The following is a 25,836-nucleotide window of genomic DNA, read 5'->3' as shown; positions in this document are numbered from 1 at the left end:
GGGAGACGCCCATGGAAATCCGCAAACCGCTGATGTGCGCGCTGCCGCTGCTTCTCGCCGGCCTGTTCCTGATCGGCGACGCGACCTCCGACGGACGGAACGGCAGCAGCCTGTCGGGCAACGGCTATGCACCGGGGGTGTGCGAGATCGAACCGCCGGCCGAACTCCTTGCGCTGGCCGACTGGCCGCTGGACAGCCGCAATCGCTGTCTGGGCGGCAGCAACGTGGCCGACGCCGGCACGGCGGCCGCCACGCTCGCGGAGGTCGTGGAAGCGCGCGTCCGGCCGGTGCGCGAGATCCTGGTCGCCGGCCTCGGGGAACAGCCGGCCGGCGACGCGCAGGCCGTGAGCCACGATGCCCCGGACCATGTCGCCGCCGTGGAGCCGCAGCACGGACAACCTTCTGCGCACAACGACGAAACGGCGTACGGCGAAGCGGAAGCCCTGTCGTCGCAACTGGAGAAGGCCGCCGCGGCGCATCGGCACAAGGCATCGAAGGCTGTGGAACTGCTCGCGCGCGCGGGGGTGGACGACGGCCGGCTCGACGATCTGCGCGGCGGCTTCCAGACCCCGGACGGCCTGAGCGTGAGCTTCGGCATCGAACGCGTGGTGTATGTGAATGGCGTGCTGCAGAGCACTACCGCCCTTCGCGTGGAGGATCTCGGCCAGTTGCAGGGCGGCGGCGCCGGCCCGGCCGTGGTGCTGCCACCCGGCGCGACCGTGGCGCTGGTCCAGAACGGCAGCGGCAACACGGCCGCAACCAACGCGCTGTCCGGTTCCGCCCTGGGCACGATCATCCAGAACTCGCTCGACAACCAGAAGATCCAGACGGTCACGACGATCAATGCGAACGTCAACAGCATCCAGGCGTTGCAGGGGATGCGCATGCAGCACTCGCTGCAGGAAGCACTGAACCGGGCCACGCTGATGCGCTGATGCGCCGGCTTTCCGGGCTGCCCCGGATGGACGAAAGCCTCGGAGCCCCTGCCAGGGGCGCCGAGGCTTTCGTCCATCTGCGCGCCCCTGCGGGGCGGCGAACGCGAAGCGGTCAGAACGAGATCGGCGTTCTCAACGTCAGTTGGACATCGGGCGTATCGCGCGTGACGCCGACCCCGAGCGACAGGTTCAGCGTTCGCTGCGAATTCAGCTTGTACGAATAGCCCAGCAGCAGGGAACCCAGTTGCACCCGCACCCCTTCCGACTTGGAGCCGTTGGCGAACGTCGCATCCGTCTTCCCCACCGACAGGTGGTCGTAGCCGATGCTGAACGAGGAGCGCTCGTTCAGCGCCAGCCCCATGCCGAAGTTGAAGCCGAGCACGCCGCCGGGCTGGATCTCGTCGTAGTTGGCACGTGCAGTCGCCGGCACGACGTTGGGCGTGACGTTGCTGCGCTTGAAGCTGTACTGGTAGCTGATGCCGCCGAAGAAAACCGCCGGATCGGACGGGATCAGCACCGTCAGGCCGGGGGTGAGCGAATAGAAGCCGGAGCCGGTGGGCAGCTCTTCCTGGATGCCGGACGTTCTGGCCCCGTCCGCCTGGAAGCTCGTCCTCACCTCGAACGGGTCCTTGCCGGTCCGCGTCTTGAGGCGCAGCGAGGCGATGTAGTAGGGCGAGTCGCCGCCGCCATCGTTGAGCTGGTAGCGTCCGATGAGTTCGATGTCGCCCAGGCCCCGGCCGGAACTGTCCACGAAGAACTCGTCACTGGGCTGGCCGGTGAATACCTCCCGGCCGCGGGTGTTGTCGAACCGATAGACGTAGGGGATGCGCGCCTCGAGTTCGAAGCGGTTGGTGATGCCGCGCCGCAGCGCGAGCGTCGCGGTGAAGCTGTTCGACTTGACGTTGCGCACGTCGATGAGGCCGATCAGGATCGCCGGGATCACCGTGTAGCCGACGAGCGCGATCCGGTCCGACGACGAGTAGGAATACTGCAGCGAAGGCTCGACGATCCATTTGCCGGGCGGGGTGAGCACGCCGGGCTGCTCGAAGATCGGCGCCACCTCGGGCGGGCGGTCGCGCGCCGCCGGCGCCTGGCCGACGGGCTGCGGAGACTCGGCAGCGGGTGCCTGCGCGACCACTGCCGGCGCCCCCGCCGGCGGCGGGGCGTCGCCGCGGCCGCGGCGGTTCAGGTCGAGTTCCCGGCGCAGTTCGGCCAGCGCCGCTTCCTGGCGCGCCAGTTCGCGCTTCATCAGTTCGATCTGCCGGCTCTGGGCGTCGAGCCGCTGCTGCACGCCGTCCACGCCCGGCGCCGGCTCATCGGCCGCCATCGCGCCGCTGCCGGAAGCAGCCAGCAGCAGGCCGGCGACGGGTGGCCCCAGCCTGCGCGTCGAAAACAAGCTCACCATGACAATCCCCCCAATGGATAGTCGCGCCGTCGCTGCGGCTAGAGAATGATTTTCAAGCGATCGATCATGCGGTACAGCGTGACGCGGGAAATGCCGAGCTGCCGGGCGGTCTCGGAAACGTTGTTGCGATACTTGCGCAGGCTCGTCTCGATGACCTCCCGCTCCACCGACGCGCGCAATTCTTCCAGCGTGGGCGCGACGACCTCGCCCTCGGCGGACGGCAGCCCGAGGTCGGCGGCGGTGATGAACTTGTGCTCGCTCATGATCATCGCCTGCTGGACGCGGTTGACCAATTCGCGCACGTTGCCGGGCCACGGGTAATCGACCATCGTCCTCACCGCCTCCGAACTGAAGCCCTTCACCTGCGAACTCTTCTGATGCCGGTTGTCGGCGAAGACGGCCTCGGCCAGCCGGGGGATGTCCTCCCTTCGCTCGCGAAGCGGCGGAACGTGCAGGTGCAGGACGTTCAGGCGGTAATAGAGATCCTGGCGGAACCTGCCGTCGGCGACGGCGCGCGCGAGGTCGACATGGGTCGCCGCGATCACGCGCACATTCACCTTCACGCGTTCGGTGGAGCCCACCCGCGTGATCATCTTCTCCTGCAGGAAGCGCAAGAGGCTCGCCTGCAGGTCGAGCGGCAGATCGCCGATCTCGTCGAGGAACAGGACGCCCCCGCTGGCCGCCTCGATGTTGCCCACCTTGCGCTGCGTCGCGCCGGTGAAGGCCCCGCGCTCGTAGCCGAACAGCTCGGAGTGGATCAGGCTGGGGGCGATCGCGCCGCAGTTCATCGCGATGAAAGGGCCGTGCGCCCGTGCCGAGTGCTGGTGGATGGCGTGCGCGACCAGTTCCTTCCCCGACCCCGACTCGCCGCCGATCAGCACCGGCGCGTCGACGGCGACGACCTTGTCCAGTTGCCGATAGAGCTGCAGCATCTTCGGGCTCGTGCCCGTCATGCCATAGCGCCCGCCCACCTGCGGCGGCTCGCTTTCGCGGCTGCAGAACTGCACCTTGCCGTAGGCGTGTCCGAGGGAGAACTGCAGCCGCTCGCGATCGAGCGGCATGGAGTGGAAGTCGTGGAACAGGCGCAGCGTGGATGCCGGAACGGCGCCGCTGCGCAGCAGCCCCTGGCCGAGCAGCGCAATCCACTCGATGTCATGGTGGGCGATGAGGGCTTCGATCTCGCGCTCCAGCCATGACGACACCGAATCGAACACGACCAGCCCCACCGAAGCCGAACCTGCGGCCAGCGTGCGGCGAGCCGCATCGAGCGACGGCACCACCTGAAAATCCCAATCCTGCAGTTCGAGCGCGTGCAGTTCGGCGCACAGCGCTCCCCCTCTGTCCACGACCAGACCTTTCCGGCTAGACATGGGCACGGCGATCCGGGTAGGCCATTGCGGTGGAGAGGCGCAAACGAGATGCCTCACGAGCGTGACTCATGACTCCTCCTGTTCTCCGGTCGCAAGCGCCCGTTTCACCACCGGACTCCGGGGCGATGTCGGTGCGACCCGCGCCGGCCATGCCGGCCTCCCTGCCCGCATCCGACCCGCCCCCGCTGCGACTTGAATCGCCAGCTCAGGAGCGGCGAATCGCAACGAACCGGAGGACGGCCTTCTGCGAAGCCTGCCCGACCAGCTCTGACAGCGGACAAGCATTTACCCTGCCAGATCCTCTTTCTTTTTTTAAATCAGCAACTTGTTTTCTTCAGTCCGACCATCCGCGAGAGCGAATGTAAGAATTGCCGACATCCGCGGGCGCCCATCCTGGGGCGTCGCGGAAAGCACACCGCCGCCGCGGCGGCGCCACGGGCACCTTGCGGAATGCCCTCCTCGCTGCCTGCGCGGCGAAGGCGCGGCCGGGTGCCGCGTCAGCTCAATTTGCCGTGGCAGTGCTTGTACTTCTTGCCCGATCCGCAGGGGCACGGATCGTTGCGGCCGACCTTGGGTGCGGAATTGACGTGCGGTCCGGCAGCGGCCGGCCCCTCCGGGTTCGCGGCCGCGAGCGCCTCGTCGTAGTCGGCATGCTGGTACTTGACGTTCTCCAGTTCGGGCGGCGCTTCCGCCGCCTCGAGCTGGGACTCGGTGCGGATCTGCACCGTCATCAGCAGCTTGGTGACGTCGACCCGTACGAGGTCGAGCAGGGATTCGAACAGTTCGAAAGCCTCGCGCTTGTATTCCTGCTTCGGATTCTTCTGCGCATAGCCGCGCAGATGGATGCCCTGGCGCAGATGGTCGAGGGCCGCCAGATGCTCGCGCCAATGGGAGTCCAGGCTTTGCAGCATCACGTTGCGCTCGAACTGGTGCCAGGCGCCGGCATCCACGAGCGCGACCTTGGCCGCATAGGCTTCTTCCGCGGCCTCGAGGATGCGCTGCAGGATGGCCTCGTCGTCCAGGCCCGGTTCGGCCTTGATCCATTCCGCCACCGGCAGCCGGAGCTGGAAATCCGCCGCCAGCGCCTGCTCGAGCGCACCGATCTCCCACTGCTCTTCCATGCTGTCGAGCGGCACGTAGCGGCGGAAGGCATCGTGCAGCACGCCCTGGCGCATCGCACGGATGGTGTCGGAGATGTCCTCGGTCTCGAGCAGTTCGTTGCGCTGCTGGTAGATCACCTTGCGCTGGTCGTTGGCGACGTCGTCGTACTCCAGCAACTGCTTGCGGATGTCGAAGTTGCGCTGCTCGACCTTGCGCTGCGCCGACTCCAGCGAGCGCGTCACCATGCCGTGCTCGATCGCCTCGCCCTCGGGCATCTTCAGCCGCACCATGATCGCGTTCAGGCGCTCGCCGGCGAAGATCTTCATCAGCGGGTCTTCCAGCGACAGGTAGAAGCGGCTGGAACCGGGGTCGCCCTGGCGACCGGAACGGCCGCGCAACTGGTTGTCGATGCGGCGCGACTCGTGGCGCTCGGTGCCGACGATGTGCAGGCCGCCGGCAGCGATCACCCGCTCGTGCAGCGTCTTCCACTCCTCGCGCATCGCCGCGATCTTCGCTTCCTTCTGCCCGGCGTCCAGGCCGTCGTCCTCGCGCACCGCGGCGATCTGCTTCTCGACGTTGCCGCCCAACACGATGTCGGTACCGCGGCCGGCCATGTTGGTGGCGATCGTCACCACGCCCGGCCGCCCGGCCTGGACGACGATCTGCGCCTCGCTCTCGTGCTGCTTGGCGTTCAGCACCTGGTGCGGGACCTTGGCCTTGTCCAGGACGTCGGACAGGAATTCGTTGGTCTCGATCGAGGTGGTGCCCACCAGCACCGGCTGGCCGCGCTCGACGCAGGAGCGGATGTCCTCGATCACCGCATCCCACTTCTCCTTGGCCGTGCGATAGACCTTGTCGTTCTCGTCCTTGCGCTGCATCGGCCGGTTGGTCGGGATGACCACCGTCTCGAGGCCGTAGATCTGGTGGAACTCGAAGGCTTCGGTGTCGGCGGTGCCGGTCATGCCGGCGAGCTTGCCGTACATGCGGAAGTAGTTCTGGAACGTGATCGAGGCGAGCGTCTGGTTCTCGGCCTGGATGCGCACGCCTTCCTTGGCCTCGACGGCCTGGTGCAGGCCGTCCGACCAGCGCCGGCCCGGCATCAGGCGGCCGGTAAATTCATCGACGATGATGACCTCGCCGTTCTGCACCACGTACTGCTGGTCCTTGTGGTACAGCGCATGGGCGCGCAGCGCGGCGTAGAGATGATGCACCAGCAGGATGTTGCCCGGCTCGTACAGGCCGCCACCCTCGGCCAGCAGGCCCATGCGCACCAGGATCTGCTCGGCGGTCTCGTGCCCCTGCTCGGTCAGCAGCACCTGGTGCGCCTTCAGGTCGACGGTGTAGTCGCCCGGCTCGATCACGTTGTCCTTGTCGTCGAGCCCGCCTTCCTGGCGCTTGAGCAGCGGCGCCACCTGGTTCATCTTCAGGTAAAGCTCGGTATGGTCCTCGGCCTGGCCGGAGATGATCAGCGGCGTGCGCGCCTCGTCGATGAGGATGGAATCCACCTCGTCGACGATGGCGAAGTTCAGGCCGTGCTGCACGCGCTCGCCCACCGCATAGACCATGTTGTCGCGCAGGTAGTCGAAGCCGAACTCGTTGTTGGTGCCGTAGGTGATGTCGGACGCGTAGGCGACCTGCTTGGCCTCGTGCCCCATGCGGGACAGGTTGCAGCCGGTGGTGAGGCCGAGGAAGCCGTAGATGCGGCCCATCCAGTCGGCGTCGCGGCTGGCGAGGTAGTCGTTGACCGTGATGACGTGCACGCCCTTGCCGGTCAGCGCGTTGAGGTAGGCCGGCAGCGTCGCGACCAGGGTCTTGCCCTCGCCGGTGCGCATTTCGGCGATCCTGCCGTCGTGCAGCACCATGCCGCCGATGAGCTGTACGTCGAAGTGGCGCATGCCATGCACCCGCTTGCCCGCTTCGCGCACCACCGCGAAAGCCTCGGGCAGGATGGCGTCCAGCGTCTCCCCGTTGGCAACGCGCTGCTTGAATTCGGCGGTCTTGCCGCGCAGCGCCTCGTCGGACAGGGCGGAGATCTCCGGCTCGAGCGCGTTGATCCTGCGCACGTTCTGGGAGTACTGGCGGACGAGACGGTCGTTTCGACTACCGAAGATTTTCTTGAGCAGGCCGGAGATCATGTTTTTGGGGTGATGTCGATACGGCAAAGCGCCGAGTTTATCATGTCGGGCAAGACCGACTCATGACCGATCCCCGGCCACCGCAACCGGTACGCACTTCCATGTCACAGCTTCTCAACCGCTTTCTCGGCAGCGGCGAGGCGCTCGCCCGCCTGCAGGATCACGCCGCGCGCCTGCGCAGGCTGCAGGTCGTGCTCGAACGCGGCCTGCCTCCGCTGCTCGGCGGCCTGTGCCGGGTCGCCAACTTCAAGGAGGGAACGCTGGTGCTGAGCGCCAGCGGCGGCGCGGCCGCCGCCCGCCTGCGGCAACTGACCCCCAGCCTGGTCGGGCACTTCGTGCAGGCCGGGCATGCGGTGCAGGCGATCAAGGTCAAGGTGGCGGCGCCCGAGACCGCGAGTTGGCGGCGGCCGCCGCCCGAGCGCCACATCTCGGCCGATGCGAGGGCCGGCCTGACGCAGTTCGCCGCCACGCTGCCGGCGGATTCACCGCTGCGCGCCTCGCTGGAACGGCTCGCGCAGCGAAGCCGGGAGTAAGGGGCCGCGCCCCGGAACGGGCGCCGCAGGAATCGTCCGTGCGGGGCCGGAGCGCGATACCGGCACGCCCGCCGCGGCCCGCCCGGGGCGCGTGCGCGCCGGCGGCTTCAGGCCACCGGCACCAGCACCCGCTCGAGCGCGAACAGCGCAAGCAGCAGGAACAGCGCGATGAGCGCGATGCGCAAGGCCCTCCACGCCCAGGCCCGATAGCGCGGATTGCCGGTCAGCAGCCACAACAGCACCGAACCGCCGATGCCGAGCACTGCGAGCAACACCATCAGGCGCATGATCAGCATGACGCGCCCGCCGCCGCAGAGGGGGACCCCGCCAGGGCCGGCGCCCGCGCGGGCATGAACATGGAATCAGACACCGGCGAGCGCCGGCGCGAACTGGCGCGCCACCGCGGCCGGCGTACTCGCATCGTGTTCGAAGGTAACGACCTCCCAGGCTTGCCGGTCTTCCAGCAGCACGCGCAGGATCTGGTTGTTCAGCGCGTGGCCGGCCTTGTGCGCCGAATATGCCGCCAGCAGCGGATAACCGCACAGGTAGAGATCACCGATCGCGTCGAGCACCTTGTGCTTGACGAACTCGTCCGCATAGCGCAGGCCGTCGGCGTTCAGCACGCGGTATTCGTCCATCACGATCGCGTTGTCCAGGCTGCCGCCCAGCGCGAGCCCCACCGCCCGCATCGACTCGACGTCCTGCATGAAGCCGAAGGTGCGCGCGCGGGCGACGTCGCGCACGTAGGACTGCTCGGCGAAATCGACGGTCACCGAGGTCGACGTGCTGTCGATCGCCGGGTGGTTGAAGACGATGGAAAAGGTCAGGCGGAAGCCGTCGTAGGGTTCTAGGCGCACCCACTTGTCGCCCTCGCGGTATTCGACGGGCTTTTTCACGCGCATGAACTTCTTCGGCGCGTTCTGCTCCTCGATGCCGGCCGACTGCAGCAGGAACACGAAGGGCCCGGAACTGCCGTCGAGGATGGGGATCTCTGGCGCATCGACGTCGACATGCAGGTTGTCGATGCCCAGGCCGGCGAGTGCCGACATCAGATGCTCGACGGTGCCGACCTTCTCGCCGCCCTTCTCGAGACCCGAGCACATGCGGGTGTCGCACACCGCATAGGGATCGGCCGGCAGGTCCAGCGGCGGATCGAGGTCGATGCGATGGAAGACGACGCCGGTGTCGGGCGCGGCCGGACGCAGCACCAGCGTGACCTTGCGGCCGCCATGCAGGCCGACGCCTGTCGCCTTGACGATGGACTTGAGGGTACGCTGCCTGATCATCCGAAAAATCCCCTTTCAGGCCAGCATTTTATCATGCGCTCTCCGGCGGGCCGCGGGATGACGCCGCCCGGCGCGGATCGATGCGCAAGCAGATGTTGCAAGGCGGCAACGATGAACCGCGCGAAAAAGCGAAGGGCGCCTCATCGGGACCGGAGGCGACGATCCCGATGAGGCGCCCTCGCGCCGCGAAGCTCGCGTCAGTCGGCCTGGCGGCGCAGGAAGGCCGGGATGTCGTAGGTGCCGACGCCGTTGGTGCTCATCGCCTCGACCGTGGTGCGGCGCCCGCTGCGGATGACCGCGGGTACGTCGAGGTTGTTCATGTCGACCGCGCCGCCGCTCATCGGGCCATAGGTACCGGTGCCGGCCACCACCTGCATCACCGGCTGGCGCACCGCGCGCGGCGTACCCAGGCCGGTGGCGACGACGGTGATGCGGATGCGGTCTTCCATCGTCTCGTCGAACACGGTGCCGTACTTGACGAAGGCTTCCGCCGCCGCGAAAGCCTGCACGGTCTTCACCGCGTCGCGCACTTCGGACATCTTCAGCGACTTGCTGGCAGTGATGTTGATCAGCACGCAGCGCGCGCCCGACAGCTCGGTGCCCTCGAGCAGCGGCGACACGGCCGCCTGCTCGGCGGCGATGCGCGCGCGGTCCATGCCGGCCGCTTCGGCCGAGCCCATCATCGCGCGGCCCATCTCGGCCATCGCGGTGCGCACGTCCTGGAAGTCGACGTTGACCAGGCCGGGCACGTTGATGATCTCGGCGATGCCGCCCACCGCGGAGCGCAGCACGTTGTCGGCCGAGCGGAAGCATTCCTCGAAGCCGGCGTCGTCGCCGAACACGTCGAGCAGCTTGTCGTTGAGGACGACGATGAGCGAGTCGACGTGGCGCGTCAGTTCTTCGACGCCGCTCTCGGCGACGCGGATGCGGTTCTCGAAGTCGAACGGCTTGGTGACCACGGCGACGGTGAGGATGCCCATCTCCTTGGCGATCTCGGCCACGACCGGCGCGGCACCGGTGCCGGTGCCGCCGCCCATGCCGCCGGTGATGAACACCATGTGCGCACCCTCGAGCGCCGCGGCGATCACGTCGCGCGACTCCTGCGCCGCCGCGCGCCCCGCCTCCGGCTTGGAACCGGCGCCCAGGCCCGTGGTGCCGAGCTGTACCTTGTACGACGCGAGGCAGCGGTTGAGCGCCTGCGCGTCGGTATTGGCGGTGATGAACTGCACGCCCTGGACGCCCTCGCGGATCATGTGATCCACCGCATTGCCGCCCGCGCCACCGACGCCGACCACCTTGATGATCGTTCCTGTCGGTTCCTTCTCGATGATTTCAAACATTTGCCTCGCCTCCAAGAATAACGATCCTGCTATCCGCCGAACGTCGACCGGGCCCTATTTAGTATTGGCTGGTGAGTCTACTACTAAATCTTGGCCCGGACGTAAGCCCATACTCAAAATGGCCGGAACTTTCCGGCCCGCTCAGAAATTCTTTTCGAACCACGACTTCATGCGGCCGAAGACCTGCCGCATGCTGCGCGTCTCCCTCGCCTGAATGCCCCTCCGCCGCTGGGCGACCCCTTCCATCACCAGGCCCATCGCCGTCGCGTAGCGGGGCTGGCACACGACATCGGCCAGCCCGCCGTCGTACTGCGGCGCCCCCACCCGCACCGGCATGTGGAACACGTCCTCGCCCAGCTCGACCATGCCGCGCATCACCGACGAGCCGCCGGTCAGCACGATGCCCGACGACAGCAGTTCCTCGTAGCCGCTGCGGCGCAGTTCCGCCTGCACCAGTTCGAACAGTTCCGACACCCGGGGCTCGATCACGTCGGCCAGCGCCTGGCGCGACAGCTTGCGCGGCGGACGATCGCCGACGCCGGGCACCTCGATCATGTCGTCGGGCTCGGCGAGCTGGTGCATGGCCACGCCCTGGTGGATCTTTATTTCCTCCGCCTCGGCCGTCGGCGTGCGCAGCGCCATCGCGATGTCGTTGGTGATCTGGTCGCCGGCGACCGGTATCACCGCCGTGTGGCGGATCGCGCCCTGGGTGAACACCGCGATGTCGGTGGTGCCGCCGCCGACGTCGACCAGGCACACGCCGAGTTCCTTTTCATCCTCGGTGAGCACCGCGTAGCTGGAGGCGAGCGGCTGCAGGATCAGGTCCATGACCTCGAGCCCGCAGCGGCGCACGCACTTGATGACGTTCTGCGCCGCCGACACCGCGCCGGTGACGATATGCACCTTCACTTCCAGGCGCACGCCGCTCATGCCGATCGGCTCGCGCACGCCGCCCTGGCCGTCGATGATGAATTCCTGGGTCAGGATGTGCAGGATCTGCTGTTCGGCCGGGATGGGCATCGCGCGCGCGACCTCGATCACGCGCTCGACGTCCAGCGGCGAGACTTCCTTTTCCTTGATCGCGACCGTGCCGCTGGAGTTGAAGCTCTTGATGTGGCTGCCGGCGATGCCGGTATAGACGTCGTGGATCTTGCAGTCGGCCATCAGCTCGACTTCCTGGATGACGCGCGAGATCGCATCGACGGTGGCCTCGATGTTCACCACCACGCCGCGCTTGAGGCCGCTGGTCGGCTGCGTGCCGAGGCCGATCACGTTCAGGCGGCCGTCGGGGCGGGCCTCGGCCACCATGCAGGTGACCTTGGATGTCCCGATATCCAGTCCGACGATCAGATCCTTGTAGTCCTTGCTCATTTCTTACCCTTGACTGCCGCGCCGGCCGCGGGCACCGCTCCCGCGACCGGCGTCAGCGCAAAACCGCTCGGGTAGCGGAGATCCGCCACCGCAACCTGTACCCCGACCTGCTCCCGCACCTTCGGCCACGCCGCGACGAAGCGCGCCAGACGCTCCTTCACCGGCGCCCGCTCCTGCTCGCGCCCGAGCACGATCACCAGCCCGTCGTCCAGCGTCAACCGCCACGCCTCGCGCGCCGACAGGGCCAGGCCCGCCAGCTTCACGCCGAGCGGCTTCAGCATCGCGGAGAACTCCTCGTGCCGCGCCAGCAGCCAGCCGGACGAGCCCTGCGGACCGTCGAACTGCGGCATCGTCGCATTGCTCGCCGCGGTGAATACTTCGCCGAAGCGATTCACCAGCCGGGCGTCCCCGCTTTCGGACACCGTCCAGTAGGCCACGGCCTGATGTTCCTCCAGCCGCAGTTCCACCGCGTCGGGCCAGCGCCGGCGCACCTGGGCGCGCCGCACCCAGGGCAGCTTCTCGAACGCGGTGCGGATCTCTTCCAGGTCCATCGTGAAGAAGTTGCCGCGGATCGCCGTGCGCGCGACGTATTCGAGCTGCGCCTCGGTGACCTGCGCCGGCGGCGTCTGCACGATGAGTTCGCGCACCGGGAACAGCGGGCGCGACACGAACCAGATGACCAGCGCCCAGCCCAGGCCGATGGCCGCGAACAGCATCAGCAGATCGGAAATCAGGTTGAGCAGTGCCGGCCGGTGCCACAGCCCGGTCTCCGCGGCCTGCGCACGCGCGTTCCCCCCGCCCGGGTGCGGGCGACGGCGGGACCTGCGGCGCGGGCGCGGAATTCAGCCAAGGCGGGCGCCCTCCAGGATCTTCAGGCACAGCTCCCCGAAACCGAGGCCGGCGACCCTGGCCGACATCGGCACCAGCGAATGCGCGGTCATGCCCGGCGCGGTGTTCATCTCCAGCAGGTAGGGGCGGCCGTCGTCGGTGAGGATCAGATCGGCACGGCCCCAGCCGCGGCAGCCCAGCACGCGCGCGCTCTGCATGGCCAGCGCCTGCAGCATCGCCTCCTGCGCCGCCGGCAGGCCGCAGGGGCAGTCGTAGCGGGTGTCGTCGGTGAAATACTTGTTCTGGTAGTCGTAGTTGCCGTCGGGGGCAACGATGCGCACCAGCGGCAGCGGCCGGTCTTCCAGGAACGGCGCCGTCAGCTCCTCGCCGGTGATGAACTCCTCGGCGATCACCAGGCTGTCGTAGCGCGCCGCCAGTTCCCAGGCGGCCCTGAGCCCGCCGGCCTCGGTCACCTTGGTCGCACCCATGCTCGAGCCTTCGTGCGCCGGCTTGACGAAGATCGGCAGGCCGAGATCGCGCACCACCGCGCCCCAGTCGCTGCCGGCATCGAGGATGGCGTAGCGCGGCGTCGGCAGCCCGGCGGCGAGCCACACCATCTTGGTGCGCCACTTGTCCATCGCCAGCGCCGACGCCATCACGCCGCTGCCGGTGTAGGGAATGCCCATCAGTTCGAGCGCGCCCTGCACCGTACCGTCTTCGCCGCCGCGGCCATGCAGGGCGATGAACACGCGGTCGTAGCCTTCTTCCTTGAGGGCGTACAGATCGCGCTCGGCCGGATCGAAGGCGTGCGCATCGACGCCCGCCTCCTGCAGCGCGGCCAGCACCGCGCGCCCGGACATCAGCGAAACCTCGCGCTCGGCGGAGCTGCCGCCGAACAGAACCGCAACCTTGCCGAACTGCTTCACACCTGCTCCTCGTGGCTGGCGAGCTTGCCCGGCACCGCGCCGATGCTGCCCGCACCCATCGTTATCACCACATCGCCGTCGCGCGCCGCCGACACGATGGCCGCCGGCATCTCGGCGATATCCTCGACGAACACCGGCTCGATCTTGCCGGCCACCCGCAGCGCCCGCGCCAGGGCGCGGCCGTCGGCGGCGACGATGGGCGATTCGCCGGCGGCATAGACTTCGGCCAGCAGCAAGGCATCGACCGTCGACAGCACCTTCACGAAGTCGTCGAAGCAGTCGCGCGTGCGCGTATAGCGATGCGGCTGGAAGGCCAGCACCAGCCGCCGGCCGGGAAACGCGCCGCACGCGGCCGCCAGCGTCGCCGCCATCTCGACCGGGTGGTGGCCGTAGTCGTCGATCAGCGTGAAGCTGCCCGCGGGCCGCCCCTCGCCGTCGGTCAGCGGCACTTCGCCATAGCGCTGGAAGCGCCGGCCGACGCCGCGGAATTCCGCCAGCGCCTTGACGATCGCCGCATCGGGCACCTGCACCTCGGTGGCCACCGCGATCGCCGCCAGCGCATTGAGCACGTTGTGCATGCCCGGCAGGTTGAGTTCGATCGGCAGGCGCGTGGTCGTGCCGTTGACCCGCACCGCGTCGAACAGCATGCGTCCGCCTTCGGCGCGAACGTTCTCGGCGCGGATGCTGGCCGTCTCCGACAGGCCGTAGCGCACGATCTGCTTGGACACCAGGGGCATGATCGAGCGCACGTGCGGATCGTCCTCGCACAGCACGGCAACGCCATAGAAGGGCAGGCGCTGCAGGAAATCGACGAATGCCTGCTTCAGCCGCGCGAAGTCGTGGCCGTAGGTGTCCATGTGGTCGGCGTCGATGTTGGTGACGACCGAGATCACCGGGCTCAGCATCAGGAAGGAGGCATCCGACTCGTCCGCCTCGGCGACGAGGAAGTCGCCCTTGCCCAGGCGCGCATTCGCCCCCGCGGCGTTGAGCCGTCCGCCGATCACGAAGGTCGGGTCGATGCCGCTCTCGGCGAGGATGCTGGCGACCAGCGAGGTGGTGGTGGTCTTGCCGTGGGTACCGGCGATCGCGACGCCGCTCTTGAGCCGCATCAGCTCGGCGAGCATCTGCGCACGCGGTACCACCGGGATGTGCCGGGCGCGCGCGGCGACCACCTCGGGGTTGTCGTTCTTCACCGCAGTGGACACCACCAGCGCATCGGCGCCGGCGATGTTGGCCGCGTCGTGGCCCTGCGTCACGCGCGCGCCCATCGCCCGCAGCCGGCGGATGGTGGCACTGTCGCCGAGATCGGAGCCGCTGATGGTATAGCCCTGGTTCCCCAGCACCTCGGCGATGCCGCTCATGCCCGAGCCGCCGATGCCGACGAAGTGGATGTGCTTGACCTTGTGTTTCATGGATTGCCTCCGCCGGCAAGCTCCTCGCAGACGCGCGCGACCGCCTCGGTGGCGCGCGGCCTGGCCTGCGCGCGGGCGTTCTCGGCCATCCGCAGCAGGCGCTGACGGTCCGCGCTGGCGAGGATGCCGGCCAGTCGTTCGGCTGTGAGTTCGTTCTGCGGCAACAGCCAGGCGGCATCCTTGTCGGCGAGGAAGCGCGCGTTGCCGGTCTGGTGGTCGTCCACCGCGTGCGGGAAGGGCACCAGCAGGCTGGCCGCACCGACCGCCGCCAGTTCGGCCACGGTGAGCGCGCCGGCGCGGCAGACCACGAGGTCGGCCTCGGCGTAGGCGCGCGCCATGTCGTCGATGAACGGACGCAGGTCGCCCTCGACGCCAGCCGCGGCATACGCCGCGCGCAGGGCCTCGAGCTGCTTCTCCCCGGCCTGATGCACCACCGTGGGCCGGGACTGCGCCGGCAGGCGCGCGAGCGCCTGCGGCACGGTTTCGTTGAGCACGGCCGCTCCCAGGCTCCCGCCCACCACCAGCAGGCGCAGCGGGCCGCTGCGCACCGAGAAGCGTTCGGCCGGCGGCGCCACCTCGGTGATCTCGTCGCGTACCGGATTGCCGACCCAGCTCGCCCCCTTCAGCACGTCGGGGAAACCGGACAGCACGCAATCGGCCACGCTGGCGAGAACGCGGTTGGCGAGGCCCGCCACCGAGTTCTGCTCGTGCAGCACCAGCGGCTGCCCCAGCAGGGCCGCCATCATGCCGCCGGGAAAGGTGATGTAGCCGCCCATGCCCAGCACCACGTCGGGGCGGGCGCGACGCAGTTCGCGCAGCGCCTGGACGAAGCCCGACAGCAGGTTGAGCGGCAGCATCAGCTTGCGCAGCAGGCCCTTGCCGCGCAGCGCGCCGAAGCGTACCCAGGCGGCGTCGTAGCCGCGCTGAGGCACGATGCGCGCCTCCATGCCGTCCGGATTGCCCATCCAGACGATGCGCCAGCCCTTGGCGCGCAACGTGTCGGCCACCGCGACGCCCGGGAAGATGTGGCCGCCGGTGCCGCCGGCCATGACCATCAGCGTCTTCATGGCGTCGCACCCCGCTTGAGCTGGCGCACTTCCCAGTCGACGCGCAGCAGGATGGCGAGCGCCACGCAGTTGGCGACGATGCCCGAACCGCCGAAGCTCATCAGCGGCAGCGTGAGGCCCTTGGTCGGCAGCAGACCCATGTTCACGCCCATGTTGATGAAGGACTGCACGCCGAACCACAGCCCGATGCCCTGCGCGACGAGGCCGGAGAAGTAGCGCTCGAGCTTGATCGCCTCGCGCCCGATCACGAAGGCGCGCTGCACCAGCAGCGCGAACAGCGCGACGACGACCAGCACGCCGGCCAGGCCCAGTTCCTCGGCGATCACCGCGAGCAGAAAGTCGGTGTGCGCTTCGGGCAGGTAGAAGAGCTTCTCCACGCTGGCACCGAGGCCGACGCCGAACCACTCGCCGCGGCCGAAGGCGATCAGCGCATGCGACAACTGGTAGCCCTTGCCGAAGGCGTCCTGCCACGGGTCCATGAAGCCGAACAGGCGGTCGCGGCGGTAGGGCGAGGTCCAGATCAGGATGATGAAGCCGATCACCGCCACCACCGCCAGCAGCGCGAACACGCGCACGTTCACGCCGCCGAGGAACAGCACGCCGAAGGCGATCGTCGTGATCACGACGAAGGCGCCGAAGTCGGGTTCGCGCAGCAGCAGGAAGCCCACGAACAGGATCACCGCCATCATCGGCAGGAAGCCGCGGCGGAAGCTGCCCATCACGTCGAGCTTGCGCACCGTGTAGTCGGCCGCGTAGAGGGCGGCGAAGATCTTCATCAGCTCGGACGGCTGCAGATTGATCGGGCCAAAGCCCAGCCAGCGCTGCGCGCCATTGACTTCCCGGCCCAGCCCGGGGATCAGCACGACCACCAGCAGCACCACGCCCGATACGAACAGGGCCGGCGCCAGCCGCTGCCACTGCGCCATCGACAACTGGAAGGCGGCAAGGCCGATGCCGACGCCTATGGCAAGGAAGACGGCGTGGCGCATCAGGAAATAATGCTGCTGATAGCCGGTGAAGCGGCTGCCCTCGGCCGTCGCGATCGATGCCGAATACACCATGACGAGGCCCAGCAGCAGCAGGCCGGCAGCCGACCAGATGAGGACCAGATCGAGTTCATGCGCGGGCCCGATCGGCCGCGCCAGGCGTCCGGCCGCGCGTGCGGCCTCCCCGCCCGCGCGGCGCCGGAACGGGTTCAGCGCACCGAGGAGGGAGCCGGGACGGAGCGGCGGGCGCGTCGAGGCACGCGTATTCATCGCGGGCTCACTCCCGGCAGACGGCGCACCGCGCCGACGAACATCTCGGCGCGATGGGCATAGTTGCGGAACATGTCGAGGCTGGCGCAGGCGGGCGACAGCAGCACCGCGTCGCCAGGCTGCGCCAGCGCATCGGCGCGCTCCACCGCGCGGTCGAGATCGGCGGCATGCTCCAGCGGCACGCCGCATCCGCCCACCGCGGCCTCGATCAGCGCGGCGTCGCGGCCGATGAGCACGACTGCGCGCGCGTGGCGCGCGAGCACGGCGGCGAGGGGCGAGAAATCCTGGCCCTTGCCATCCCCGCCCGCGATCAGCACGACCGGCCTGGACAGGCCGTCGAGCGCGGCGACCGTCGCGCCGACGTTGGTGCCCTTCGAGTCGTCGTAGTAGCGCACGCCGTCGGCACGCTCGGCGACCAGTTCGACCCGGTGCGGCAGACCACGGAACGCCCGCAGGCCGTCGAGCAGCGCCTGCGGCCCCATCCCGAGTCCGCCCTCGCACAGCGCCAGCGCCGCGAGCGCGTTGGCCGCGTTGTGGCGGCCGGCGAGCGGCAGTTCGTCGAGCGCCAGCAGGCGCTCCCGGCCACGTGCGAGCCAGGTGCGCCCGTCGGCCTCGAGCAGGCCGTAGTCGGTGTCGCCCCCGGCCGGGCCGGTGCCGAAGCGGATCGCGCGCCGCCCGGGCAGCGCCATCGCCTCGACCCGGGGATCGTCGCGATTCAGGACCTGAACGCCCCGCCCCTGGAAGATCGCCGCCTTGGTCGCGGCATACTCGCCGAGGCCGGCGTAGCGGTCGAGATGGTCGTCGGTGACGTTGAGCACGGCCGCGGCATCGGCATCGAGCCCGGTCAGGGTCTCGATCTGGAAGCTCGACAGCTCCAGCACCCAGCATTGCGGCATGTGCAGGCCCAGTTCGAGCCGTTCCATCAGCACGTCCAGCGCCGCCGGGCTGATGTTGCCCGCGGCGACCGCGTCGAGGCCGGCGGCACCCGCCAGCGCCGCCGTGAGCGCGGTGGTCGTGGTCTTGCCGTTGGTGCCGGTGATGGCGAGGATGCGCGTCTGGCCGCGCACGCCCAGCTCGTCGAGCGCCTGCGCGAACAGGCTCATCTCGCCGGTGACCGGCAGCCCGCGGCGGCGCGCCTCGGCGACGACGCCGACGCGCGGGTCCAGCCCGGGACTGACGGCGACGAGGTCGATGCCGTCGAGCACCTCGAAACCGAAGGCCCCGGCGATGATCTCGGCCAGTGGAGCGTCGTCGCGCAGCGTGTCGCCGCCCGGCGGCCGTGCGCGGCTGTCCGCCACGCGCACGCGCGCGCCGCGCAGCGCGCACCAGCGCGCCATCGCCAGGCCCGATTCGCCGAGCCCGAGGACCAGGACGTGCTTTCCGGTGAGCGTGCAGATGCCCCGCCCCGCCTCCCCGGCGGGCAGCGGTCGAAGCGGGTGCGCGGGTCCCTGGCTCATCTGAGTTTCAGCGTCGACAGACCGAACAGCACGAGCATGATGGTGATGATCCAGAAGCGGACCACCACCTGCGTTTCCTTCCAGCCGCCCAGTTCGTAATGGTGATGCAGCGGCGCCATGCGAAAAATGCGCTTGCCGCCGGTGGCCTTGAAATAGAGCACCTGCACCATCACCGACAGCGTCTCGGCGACGAACAGGCCACCCATGATGAAGAGCACGATCTCCTGCCGCACGACCACCGCGATCGTGCCCAGCGCCGCTCCCAGCGCCAGCGCGCCGACGTCGCCCATGAAGACCTCGGCCGGATAGGCGTTGAACCACAGGAAGCCGAGGCCGGCACCGCAGATCGCGCCGCAGAACACCGCGAGTTCGCCGGCCCCGGCGACGTAGGGCACCCCCAGGTATTTCGAGAAGCCGGCATGCCCCGCGACGTAGGCGAAGATGGCCAGCGCACCGGCGACCATCACGGTGGGCATGATCGCCAGGCCGTCGAGCCCGTCGGTCAGGTTGACCGCGTGGCTGGTGCCGTTGATGACGAAATAGGTCAGCGCGATGAAGCCGATCACGCCCAGCGGATAGGCCACCGCCTTGAAGAAGGGCACGATCAGTTCGGTCTGCGCCGGGGTGTCGGCGGTCAGGCCGAGGAAGATCGCCGCGGCGAGCGCGATCGCCGAGGTCCACAGATACTTCCAGCGGCTGGCGAGGCCCTTCGGGTCGCGATGCACGACCTTGCGCCAGTCGTCCACCCAGCCCACGGCGCCGAAGCCCAGGGTCACGAACAGCGTCACCCACACGTAGCTGTTCTTGAGATCGCCCCACAGCAGCACGGTGATGCCGATCGCGATCAGGATCAGCGCCCCGCCCATCGTCGGCGTGCCGGCCTTGGTCAGGTGCGACTTGGGGCCGTCGTCGCGCACCGCCTGGCCGATCTTCTTGGCGGCGAGCCAGCGGATCACGCCCGGCCCGGCCACGAGCGAGATCGCCAGCGCGGTGAGCGCGGCGAGCACGGTGCGCAGCGTGATGTAGCCGATGACGTTGAAACCGCGGATGTCCTGGCCGAGCCAGAGGGCGAGTTCGAGCAGCATTTTACGAGCCGGTAGTCTTCACGGGGGGCGAATTGTGCACTGCCGCAAGCGCGTCCGCCACCCTCTCCATCCGCATGAAACGCGAGCCTTTCACCAGCACCACGCTATCGGCATCCAGGTGCCCGGACAGCGCCGCCACCAGCGCCTCGACCGACGGGAAATGCTGGCCGCCCTCGCCGAAGTTGCGCGCCGCCACCGCGCTCATGTCGCCCAGCGCGTACAGGCCGTCGATGCCCTTGCTCTTGGCGTAGCCTCCGATCTCGTCGTGGAGCTGCGCGCTCGCATCGCCGATCTCGCCCATGTCGCCGAGTACTAGATAGGTGCGCCCCGGCATCGCGGCGAGTACGTCGATGCCGGCCCGCACCGAGTCGGGGTTGGCGTTGTAGCTGTCGTCCAGCACCACCGCACCGCTGGGCCCCGGCCGGCGTTGCAGCCGGCCGCGCGTGCCGGCGAAGCCGGCCAGCCCTTCGGCCACCGCATCGACCGTGACGCCGGCGGCCAGGCAGGCCGCGGCGGCGCCGACGGCGTTGCGCGCGTTGTGCATGCCCGGCACCTGCAGATCGAACGCGGTGCGGCCCTGCGGCGTATCGAGTTCGACGCGGGCACCGAAGCCGCGCAGGGTACACGCGGCATGCACGTCGGCGGCCTCGTCGATACCGAATGTCACAATCGTGCGGCCGGCATTGAGTGCCCGCCAGTAGTCGGCATAAGCCTCGTCGGCATTGACGACGGCGATACCGCCGGCACCCAGCCCCTCGTAGATCGAACCCTTCTCGCGCGCGACTTCCTCGAGCGAACCCATGCCCTGCAGGTGGGCGCGCTGGGCGTTGTTCACGATCGCCACGGTGGGACGCGACAGCCCGGTCAGGTAGGCGATCTCGCCCGGACGGTTCATGCCCATCTCGATCACGGCGGCGCGATGGAAATCGCGCAGCTTGAGCAGGGTCAGCGGCAGGCCGATGTCGTTGTTCAGGTTGCCCTGCGTCGCCAGCACCGCCTCCTCGCCGAAGCCGTCGCGGCGCGCCTGCGCCCGCAGGATGGCGGCGCACATTTCCTTGACCGTCGTCTTGCCGTTGCTGCCGGTGACGCCGATCAGCGGGACGGAGAAGCGCGCCCGCCAGGCCGCGGCCAGCGTACCGAGCGCGAGGCGCGTGTCGTCCACGACGATGAGCGGCAGCGGCGCGGCGACCGGCAGATCGGCCTGGACGTCCGCCCAGCGCGCATCGACCATCGCTGCCGCAGCGCCGCCAGCCGCCGCAGCGGCGACGAAATCGTGACCGTCGAAGCGCTCGCCGCGCAGCGCGACGAACAGTTGTCCCGGCGCCAGCGACCGGCTGTCGGTCCCCACCGTGTCGAAGCGCACGGCACCGAGCGCGCGCGCGCCATGGGCGCCCAGCACCCGCACGGCGTCGTCGAGCATCATCATCGGCCGGCCCTCCGTGCATGCCAGAGCTTCAGCGCTTCGCGCGCCTGCTCGAAATCGGAAAACGGCAGGCGTACGCCCAGGATCTCCTGGTAGGGTTCGTGCCCCTTGCCGGCGATGACGACGACGTCGTCGCTCCCCGCTCCGGTCACGCCGTGGCGGATGGCCTCGGCGCGGTCGACGATGCAGTCGGCCGCGGGCCCGGCACCGGCGGCGACGGCCTCGACGATGCGCAGCGGGTCCTCGGTGCGCGGGTTGTCGCTGGTGATGACGACGTGGTCGGCGAGCTGGCGGGCCACGTCGCCCATGATCGGACGCTTGCCGGGGTCGCGGTCGCCGCCGCAGCCGAACACGCACACCACGCGCCCGCGGCGCGTGTCCGCCGTGCCGCGGGCCGCCTCCAGCACCTTGGCCAGGGCGTCGGGCGTGTGCGCATAGTCGATGACGACGAGCGGTTCGCCTACGCCGCCGACGAGCTGCATGCGCCCTTCGGGCGGGGTGAGCTGCGGCACCAGCGGCAGGATGTCGTCGAGGGCGACACCGCGCGCCAGCAGCGCGCCGATCGCCGCGAGCACGTTCGACACGTTGAACGGTGCCACCATGCGCACGCCCACCTCGGCCCGCCGGCCCTCCCACGACAGGCCGAACTGCAGGCCGGTGGCGGTGATGCGCAGGCGGTCGGCGGCCAGCACGCGGATGCCGGAAAGTGCCGGGGCATCGCCGGCCGCCAGCGTGTAGCCGATCGGCTCCGCGCCGGCCGCGGCCAGCTTCCGCGCCTGCAGCAGGCCGAAGGCGTCGTCGAGATTGATCACGCCGCGGCGTACGCCCGGCAGGTCGAACAGCCTGGCCTTGGCCGCCGCGTAGGTCTCCATCGTGCCGTGGTAGTCGAGATGGTCGCGGCTGAGGTTGGTGAAGATCGCCACGTCCACCTGCGCGCCGTTGACCCGCCCCTGGTCCAGGCCGATGGACGAGACCTCCATCGCCGCCGCGCCGGCACCGGCGGCCACGAAGGAAGCCAACATGCCGTGCAGTTCGAGGGCATCGGGCGTGGTGTTCAGGCTGGCGGCCAGATGGCCGGGGAAGCCGCAGCCCAGCGTGCCGATCACGCCGCAGCGCGTGCCGAGCCGCTCCAGCATGCTCGCCAGCCACTGGCTGACGGTGGTCTTGCCGTTGGTGCCGGTGACGCCGGCGAGCCACAGCGCCTCGGACGGGCGGCCGTAGATCTCGTGGGCGAGAAAACCCGCCGCGTCGCGCAGACCTTCCACCGGCACGGACGGCACGGGCAGGGATTCGGCGCGGAAACCGTCGCCGCATTCCCACAGCACGGCGGCCGCACCGCGATCGATCGCGGCGCCGATGTAACGCCGGCCGTCGGTCTGGTAGCCAGGCCAGGCGGCGAAGACGTCACCCGCGCCGATCTTGCGCGAATCGGCGGCGATACCGCGCGGACGGACGCCCGCGGCAGCCAGCCGTTCGAGTATGGGGGCGGCCGGCGCGCTCACATGCTCTCCCGCACCGGCGCCGCGCCGGCGTCGCCCGGCTTGCGTGCGAGTTGCAGCGGGGTCAGCGGTGCATCCGGCGCCACCCCCATCGTACGCAGCGACCCCTCGACGATGCGCGCAAAGACCGGCGCCGCGACGGTGCCGCCGAAGTACTGCCCGGCGGACGGCTCATCGATCATCACGGCCACGACCAGGCGCGGATTCGAGGCAGGCGCGAAGCCGACGTAGGACGACACGTACTTGTTCGTGTAGCGGCCGCCGTCCAGCTTGTGCGCCGTTCCGGTCTTGCCCGCCACGCGGTAGCCGGCCACCTGCGCCTTGGGCGCGGTGCCGCCCGGGCCGGAAGCCATTTCCAGCATCGCGCGCATCTCGCGCGCCGTCTGCGGCGAGAAGATGCGGCGCCCCACGGCGGGCGGCGCATCGAGCCTGGTGAGCGACAGCGGCACGAGTTCGCCGTCGCGCGCGAAGGCGAGGTAGCCCCGTGCCATCTGGATGAGGCTCACCGAGATGCCGTGCCCGTAGGACATGGTTGCCTGCTCGATCGGCTTCCAGGTCCTCGGCGGACGCACACGGCCGCTCGCCTCGCCGGGAAATCCCATGTTCAGCGGCGTGCCGAAGCCGACCTGCTCGAACAGGTGCCCCATTTCGTCGGGGCTGAACTGCAGTGCCATCTTCACGGTGCCGATGTTCGACGACTTCTGGATGACTTCCGCCACCGTCAGCACGCCGTGCCGGTGCGAATCCGAGATCGTCGCCGAGCCGATGGTCAGGCGCCCGGGACTGGTGTCGATGGCGGTGTTCGGCTTGACCTTGCCCCGTTCGATCGCAAGCCCGACGATGAAGGGCTTCATCACCGAGCCCGGCTCGTAGGTGTCGGTGAACACCCGGTTGCGCAACTGCGCGCCGGTGAGATTGGCGCGGTTGTTCGGGTTGTAGGTCGGCGCGTTCACCAGGGCGAGCACCTCGCCGGTGCGCACGTCGAGCACGACCGCGGCGCCGGCCTTGGCCTTGTGCGTGGTCATCGCATCGCGCAGCGCCGTCCACGCGAGGTACTGGATCTTGCCGTCCATCGCCAGCGTGACGTCCTCGCCGTCCCGCGGCGCACGGATCGCCTCGACGTCCTCGACCACCTGGCCGCGCCGGTCCTTGATCACGCGGCGCGCGCCGGGCCTGCCGGCAAGCTGCCTCTCGAAGGTGAGCTCGATGCCTTCCTGCCCCTTGTCCTCGACGTTGGTGAAGCCGAGCATGTGGGCCATGACCTCGCCGCCGGGATAGTAGCGGCGGTATTCCTGCTGCTGGTGGACGCCCGGCAGCTTGAGATCGACGACCCGCTGTGCCGCCTCCGGCGCCACCTGGCGCTTCAGGTAGGCGAAGTCGCGCGCGCCGGCGAGCTTGTCGTTGAGTTCGCGCACGTCCATCTCGAGCAGCGCCGCGAGCTTGCGCGCCTCGGCCGGCTCCAGCTTGGCATCGGAAGGAATGGCCCAGATCGAGCGCACCGGCGTGCTCACCGCGAGGATGTCGCCGTTGCGGTCGGTGATGCGGCCGCGGGTCGCCGGCACCTCGAGGATGCGCGCATAGCGCGATTCGCCCTTTGCCTGCAGGAAGTCGTTGTTCACCCCCTGCAGGTAGAAGGCCCGCCCGCCCAGCGTGAGCGAACCCGCAAGCAGGGCCAGCAGCACGAAGCGCGGCCGCCACACCGGCAGGTCGCGCTTGAGCAGGGGATTGTGATTGAAGGTGACGGTACGCTGGTTCTTCATGATTGCGGCTCCACCACGACCACCTGCGCAGGGACCGGCGGACGCATGCCCAGCTTGTCGTGCGCGAGCTTCTCGACCCGTGCGTGAGATGCCCAGGTGCTCTGTTCGAGCTGCAACTGCCCCCATTCCACTTCGAGGCCGTGCGCCCGGTTCTGCTCGCGCTCGAGCTGCGCGAACAGCTTGCGCGCCTGGTGCTGCGAGGCGACCACGCCAAGCGCACTGGCGACCGCGAGGGCGACGAGAATGGCGTCGAGCCGGATCACGCCCCCACCCCGCTGCGTTCGGCGACGCGCATCACCGCGCTGCGCGCGCGCGGATTGGCCGCCACCTCACCGGCACCCGGGCGCCGTGCCCTGCCCACCAGGACGAGCCTCGGCGGCGGCAGATCGGCCGCACGCACGGGCAGGCGGGCCGGCAGCACCAGGGGGCGGGACTCGTCGCGCATGAAGCGCTTCACGATGCGGTCTTCGAGCGAATGGAAGCTGATCACCACCAGCCTGCCGCCCGCACGCAGGCGGGCGACGCAGGCGGGCAGCGCGCACGTCAGTTCTTCAAGCTCCTGATTGATGAAAATCCGTAGAGCCTGGAAGGAGCGTGTCGCCGGGTGCTGCCCCGGCTCGCGTGTACGGACCGCCTTTTCCACGATCGCGGCAAGTTGTCCAGTGGTTGCAACAGCCCCCCCTGTCCGAGCAGTTGCAATCGCCTTTGCAATCGCATGAGCAAACCGTTCTTCCCCATAGTCCCTGAGCACCTCCGTGATCTGGCCGACGGAAGCCTCCGCCAGCCATTGCGCCACGGTCTGCCCGCGGCTCGTGTCCATGCGCATGTCCAAAGGCGCATCGAATCTGAAACTCATGCCGCGCGCGGCATCGTCCAACTGGGGAGATGACACCCCCAGGTCCAGCAAGACACCATCCACCTGCCCCACGCCGAGCCGCTCCAGTTCGGCATCGAGCGTGCTGAACGGCTGGTGCACCAGCGTCAGCCGCCGATCGTCGATCGCCCGCCCCGCCGCAATCGCCGCCGGATCACGATCGAACGCGATCAGCCGGCCCTCGCCGCCGAGCCGGGCGAGCACCGCCCGGCTGTGGCCGCCGCGTCCGAAGGTGCCGTCCACATAGATGCCGTCGGACCGGATCGCCAGCGCCTCGATCGCCTCCGCGAGCAGCACGCTGACATGTTCGTGTGCGCCGCTCACAGGGCGAGGCTCTCGAATCCGGGCGGCAGCCCCTCGGTGGCCAGCGCCAGCATCTTTTCCTGCTGCTCCTGCCAGCGGGCATCCGACCACAGCTCGAAATGGCTGCCCTGCCCCACCAGCCACACCTGTTTCTCGAGCTGGGCGAACTGGCGCAGCGAAGGCGCGACCAGCACGCGGCCGGCCGCATCCAGCGCCTCATCCTGCGCATAACCCACGAGCAGGCGTTTGAGCATCGCCGCGTGCTCGTTGAAGCTGGGCGCGGCCAGCACCTGATCGCGAATGGGAATCCAGGCCGGAACGGGATAGACGAGCAGGCAGCGATGCGGATGCGCCGTGATCACCACCTGGCCATCCTGGACCGCGAGCGCATCCCGATGCCGCGCGGGGATCGCGAGGCGACCCTTGGCATCAAGACTGAGCGCAGCGGCTCCCTGGAACATCAAACCCCC

General features: G+C 69.2%; 22 protein-coding genes. 2 read left to right on the top strand and 20 right to left on the bottom strand.

The window, feature by feature from the left end; translation table 11 throughout:
* The first annotated feature begins 11 nt into the window (after window positions 1–11).
* Entirely contained in the window at window positions 12–935 is a 924-nt protein-coding gene (locus CCZ27_RS02040; RefSeq protein ID WP_096445136.1) for a hypothetical protein, read from the top strand.
* Window positions 936–1,047: 112 nt separating this feature from the next.
* On the opposite strand, the gene CCZ27_RS02035 is transcribed toward CCZ27_RS02040, so the two are convergent.
* From CCZ27_RS02035 to secA, 3 genes are all read right to left on the bottom strand, one after another.
* Window positions 1,048–2,340, bottom strand: a complete 1,293-nt coding sequence (locus tag CCZ27_RS02035) for an acetate kinase (protein WP_096445135.1) — start codon at window positions 2,338–2,340, stop codon at window positions 1,048–1,050.
* A 38-nt stretch (window positions 2,341–2,378) separates the two neighbouring features.
* Window positions 2,379–3,710: a sigma-54 dependent transcriptional regulator gene (locus CCZ27_RS02030; protein ID WP_096445134.1), complete on the bottom strand. Its 1,332-nt coding sequence runs from the start codon at window positions 3,708–3,710 to the stop codon at window positions 2,379–2,381.
* 497 nt (window positions 3,711–4,207) lie between these two features.
* A complete protein-coding gene (secA, locus tag CCZ27_RS02025; RefSeq protein WP_096445133.1) occupies window positions 4,208–6,946 on the bottom strand; it encodes a preprotein translocase subunit SecA in 2,739 nt (912 codons plus the stop codon).
* A gap of 101 nt (window positions 6,947–7,047) precedes the next feature.
* Here secA and CCZ27_RS02020 point away from each other — a divergent pair, with 101 nt between their 5' ends.
* Window positions 7,048–7,479 carry a DciA family protein gene (locus CCZ27_RS02020; RefSeq protein ID WP_096445132.1) on the top strand — a complete coding sequence of 144 codons (432 nt, stop codon included), beginning with the start codon at window positions 7,048–7,050 and terminating at the stop codon, window positions 7,477–7,479.
* 107 nt (window positions 7,480–7,586) lie between these two features.
* On the opposite strand, the gene CCZ27_RS02015 is transcribed toward CCZ27_RS02020, so the two are convergent.
* From CCZ27_RS02015 to mraZ, 17 genes are all read right to left on the bottom strand, one after another.
* On the bottom strand, window positions 7,587–7,775 hold the full coding sequence (locus CCZ27_RS02015; RefSeq protein ID WP_096445131.1) for a hypothetical protein: 189 nt from the start codon (window positions 7,773–7,775) through the stop codon (window positions 7,587–7,589).
* A 66-nt stretch (window positions 7,776–7,841) separates the two neighbouring features.
* Window positions 7,842–8,765 (bottom strand): UDP-3-O-acyl-N-acetylglucosamine deacetylase, encoded by a 924-nt coding sequence (lpxC, locus tag CCZ27_RS02010; protein WP_096445130.1) that lies wholly within the window; start codon window positions 8,763–8,765, stop codon window positions 7,842–7,844.
* A gap of 197 nt (window positions 8,766–8,962) precedes the next feature.
* Window positions 8,963–10,105: a cell division protein FtsZ gene (ftsZ, locus tag CCZ27_RS02005; protein WP_096445129.1), complete on the bottom strand. Its 1,143-nt coding sequence runs from the start codon at window positions 10,103–10,105 to the stop codon at window positions 8,963–8,965.
* A 141-nt stretch (window positions 10,106–10,246) separates the two neighbouring features.
* A complete protein-coding gene (ftsA, locus tag CCZ27_RS02000; protein WP_096445128.1) occupies window positions 10,247–11,476 on the bottom strand; it encodes a cell division protein FtsA in 1,230 nt (409 codons plus the stop codon).
* Window positions 11,473–12,192, bottom strand: coding sequence for a cell division protein FtsQ/DivIB (locus CCZ27_RS01995; RefSeq protein WP_096445127.1), 720 nt, complete (start codon window positions 12,190–12,192; stop codon window positions 11,473–11,475). Before CCZ27_RS01995 ends, ftsA begins: the two co-directional genes overlap by 4 nt.
* 126 nt (window positions 12,193–12,318) lie before the next feature.
* Window positions 12,319–13,230, bottom strand: a complete 912-nt coding sequence (locus CCZ27_RS01990; protein WP_096445126.1) for a D-alanine--D-alanine ligase — start codon at window positions 13,228–13,230, stop codon at window positions 12,319–12,321.
* Window positions 13,227–14,642, bottom strand: coding sequence for a UDP-N-acetylmuramate--L-alanine ligase (murC, locus tag CCZ27_RS01985; RefSeq protein WP_096445125.1), 1,416 nt, complete (start codon window positions 14,640–14,642; stop codon window positions 13,227–13,229). The genes CCZ27_RS01990 and murC overlap by 4 nt, the downstream gene beginning before the upstream one ends.
* Window positions 14,639–15,709, bottom strand: a complete 1,071-nt coding sequence (gene murG / locus CCZ27_RS01980; RefSeq protein WP_096445124.1) for an undecaprenyldiphospho-muramoylpentapeptide beta-N-acetylglucosaminyltransferase — start codon at window positions 15,707–15,709, stop codon at window positions 14,639–14,641. Before murG ends, murC begins: the two co-directional genes overlap by 4 nt.
* Window positions 15,706–16,965 carry a putative lipid II flippase FtsW gene (ftsW, locus tag CCZ27_RS01975; RefSeq protein ID WP_096445123.1) on the bottom strand — a complete coding sequence of 420 codons (1,260 nt, stop codon included), beginning with the start codon at window positions 16,963–16,965 and terminating at the stop codon, window positions 15,706–15,708. Before ftsW ends, murG begins: the two co-directional genes overlap by 4 nt.
* Window positions 16,962–18,362 carry a UDP-N-acetylmuramoyl-L-alanine--D-glutamate ligase gene (murD, locus tag CCZ27_RS01970; RefSeq protein ID WP_096452071.1) on the bottom strand — a complete coding sequence of 467 codons (1,401 nt, stop codon included), beginning with the start codon at window positions 18,360–18,362 and terminating at the stop codon, window positions 16,962–16,964. Before murD ends, ftsW begins: the two co-directional genes overlap by 4 nt.
* A 56-nt stretch (window positions 18,363–18,418) precedes the next feature.
* On the bottom strand, window positions 18,419–19,507 hold the full coding sequence (gene mraY, locus CCZ27_RS01965) for a phospho-N-acetylmuramoyl-pentapeptide-transferase (protein ID WP_096445122.1): 1,089 nt from the start codon (window positions 19,505–19,507) through the stop codon (window positions 18,419–18,421).
* Between the two features lies 1 nt (window position 19,508).
* Entirely contained in the window at window positions 19,509–20,933 is a 1,425-nt protein-coding gene (locus tag CCZ27_RS01960) for a UDP-N-acetylmuramoyl-tripeptide--D-alanyl-D-alanine ligase (protein ID WP_096445121.1), read from the bottom strand.
* Entirely contained in the window at window positions 20,930–22,432 is a 1,503-nt protein-coding gene (locus CCZ27_RS01955; protein ID WP_096445120.1) for a UDP-N-acetylmuramoyl-L-alanyl-D-glutamate--2,6-diaminopimelate ligase, read from the bottom strand. Before CCZ27_RS01955 ends, CCZ27_RS01960 begins: the two co-directional genes overlap by 4 nt.
* A complete protein-coding gene (locus CCZ27_RS01950) occupies window positions 22,429–24,189 on the bottom strand; it encodes a peptidoglycan D,D-transpeptidase FtsI family protein (protein ID WP_096445119.1) in 1,761 nt (586 codons plus the stop codon). The genes CCZ27_RS01955 and CCZ27_RS01950 overlap by 4 nt, the downstream gene beginning before the upstream one ends.
* Complete coding sequence (gene ftsL / locus CCZ27_RS01945; RefSeq protein WP_096445118.1) at window positions 24,186–24,452, bottom strand: cell division protein FtsL; 267 nt, start codon at window positions 24,450–24,452, stop codon at window positions 24,186–24,188. Before ftsL ends, CCZ27_RS01950 begins: the two co-directional genes overlap by 4 nt.
* The gene (gene rsmH, locus CCZ27_RS01940) at window positions 24,449–25,387 is read right to left on the bottom strand and encodes a 16S rRNA (cytosine(1402)-N(4))-methyltransferase RsmH (RefSeq protein ID WP_096445117.1); all 939 of its coding nucleotides are present in this window, start codon (window positions 25,385–25,387) and stop codon (window positions 24,449–24,451) included. Before rsmH ends, ftsL begins: the two co-directional genes overlap by 4 nt.
* Window positions 25,384–25,827, bottom strand: a complete 444-nt coding sequence (gene mraZ, locus CCZ27_RS01935; protein WP_096445116.1) for a division/cell wall cluster transcriptional repressor MraZ — start codon at window positions 25,825–25,827, stop codon at window positions 25,384–25,386. Before mraZ ends, rsmH begins: the two co-directional genes overlap by 4 nt.
* Window positions 25,828–25,836: the final 9 nt, after the last annotated feature.

Source organism: Thauera sp. K11, from assembly GCF_002354895.1.
GTDB classification, from domain to species: Bacteria; Pseudomonadota; Gammaproteobacteria; order Burkholderiales; family Rhodocyclaceae; genus Thauera; species Thauera sinica.
The sequence above is the reverse complement of the archived record's forward strand: the minus strand, read 5'-3'. Positions and strand labels throughout refer to the sequence as shown.

What these genes read in the sequence shown, in the direction of transcription:
- CCZ27_RS02040 (WP_096445136.1), top strand. Translation starts at nt 12, where the DNA reads ATGGAAATCCGCAAACCGCTGATGTGCGCGCTGCCGCTGCTTCTCGCC.
- CCZ27_RS02035 (WP_096445135.1), bottom strand. Translation starts at nt 2,340, where the DNA reads ATGGTGAGCTTGTTTTCGACGCGCAGGCTGGGGCCACCCGTCGCCGGC.
- CCZ27_RS02030 (WP_096445134.1), bottom strand. Translation starts at nt 3,710, where the DNA reads ATGTCTAGCCGGAAAGGTCTGGTCGTGGACAGAGGGGGAGCGCTGTGC.
- secA (WP_096445133.1), bottom strand. Translation starts at nt 6,946, where the DNA reads ATGATCTCCGGCCTGCTCAAGAAAATCTTCGGTAGTCGAAACGACCGT.
- CCZ27_RS02020 (WP_096445132.1), top strand. Translation starts at nt 7,048, where the DNA reads ATGTCACAGCTTCTCAACCGCTTTCTCGGCAGCGGCGAGGCGCTCGCC.
- CCZ27_RS02015 (WP_096445131.1), bottom strand. Translation starts at nt 7,775, where the DNA reads ATGCTGATCATGCGCCTGATGGTGTTGCTCGCAGTGCTCGGCATCGGC.
- lpxC (WP_096445130.1), bottom strand. Translation starts at nt 8,765, where the DNA reads ATGATCAGGCAGCGTACCCTCAAGTCCATCGTCAAGGCGACAGGCGTC.
- ftsZ (WP_096445129.1), bottom strand. Translation starts at nt 10,105, where the DNA reads ATGTTTGAAATCATCGAGAAGGAACCGACAGGAACGATCATCAAGGTG.
- ftsA (WP_096445128.1), bottom strand. Translation starts at nt 11,476, where the DNA reads ATGAGCAAGGACTACAAGGATCTGATCGTCGGACTGGATATCGGGACA.
- CCZ27_RS01995 (WP_096445127.1), bottom strand. Translation starts at nt 12,192, where the DNA reads ATGCTGTTCGCGGCCATCGGCCTGGGCTGGGCGCTGGTCATCTGGTTC.
- murC (WP_096445125.1), bottom strand. Translation starts at nt 14,642, where the DNA reads ATGAAACACAAGGTCAAGCACATCCACTTCGTCGGCATCGGCGGCTCG.
- murG (WP_096445124.1), bottom strand. Translation starts at nt 15,709, where the DNA reads ATGAAGACGCTGATGGTCATGGCCGGCGGCACCGGCGGCCACATCTTC.
- ftsW (WP_096445123.1), bottom strand. Translation starts at nt 16,965, where the DNA reads ATGAATACGCGTGCCTCGACGCGCCCGCCGCTCCGTCCCGGCTCCCTC.
- mraY (WP_096445122.1), bottom strand. Translation starts at nt 19,507, where the DNA reads ATGCTGCTCGAACTCGCCCTCTGGCTCGGCCAGGACATCCGCGGTTTC.
- CCZ27_RS01960 (WP_096445121.1), bottom strand. Translation starts at nt 20,933, where the DNA reads ATGATGATGCTCGACGACGCCGTGCGGGTGCTGGGCGCCCATGGCGCG.
- CCZ27_RS01950 (WP_096445119.1), bottom strand. Translation starts at nt 24,189, where the DNA reads ATGAAGAACCAGCGTACCGTCACCTTCAATCACAATCCCCTGCTCAAG.
- mraZ (WP_096445116.1), bottom strand. Translation starts at nt 25,827, where the DNA reads ATGTTCCAGGGAGCCGCTGCGCTCAGTCTTGATGCCAAGGGTCGCCTC.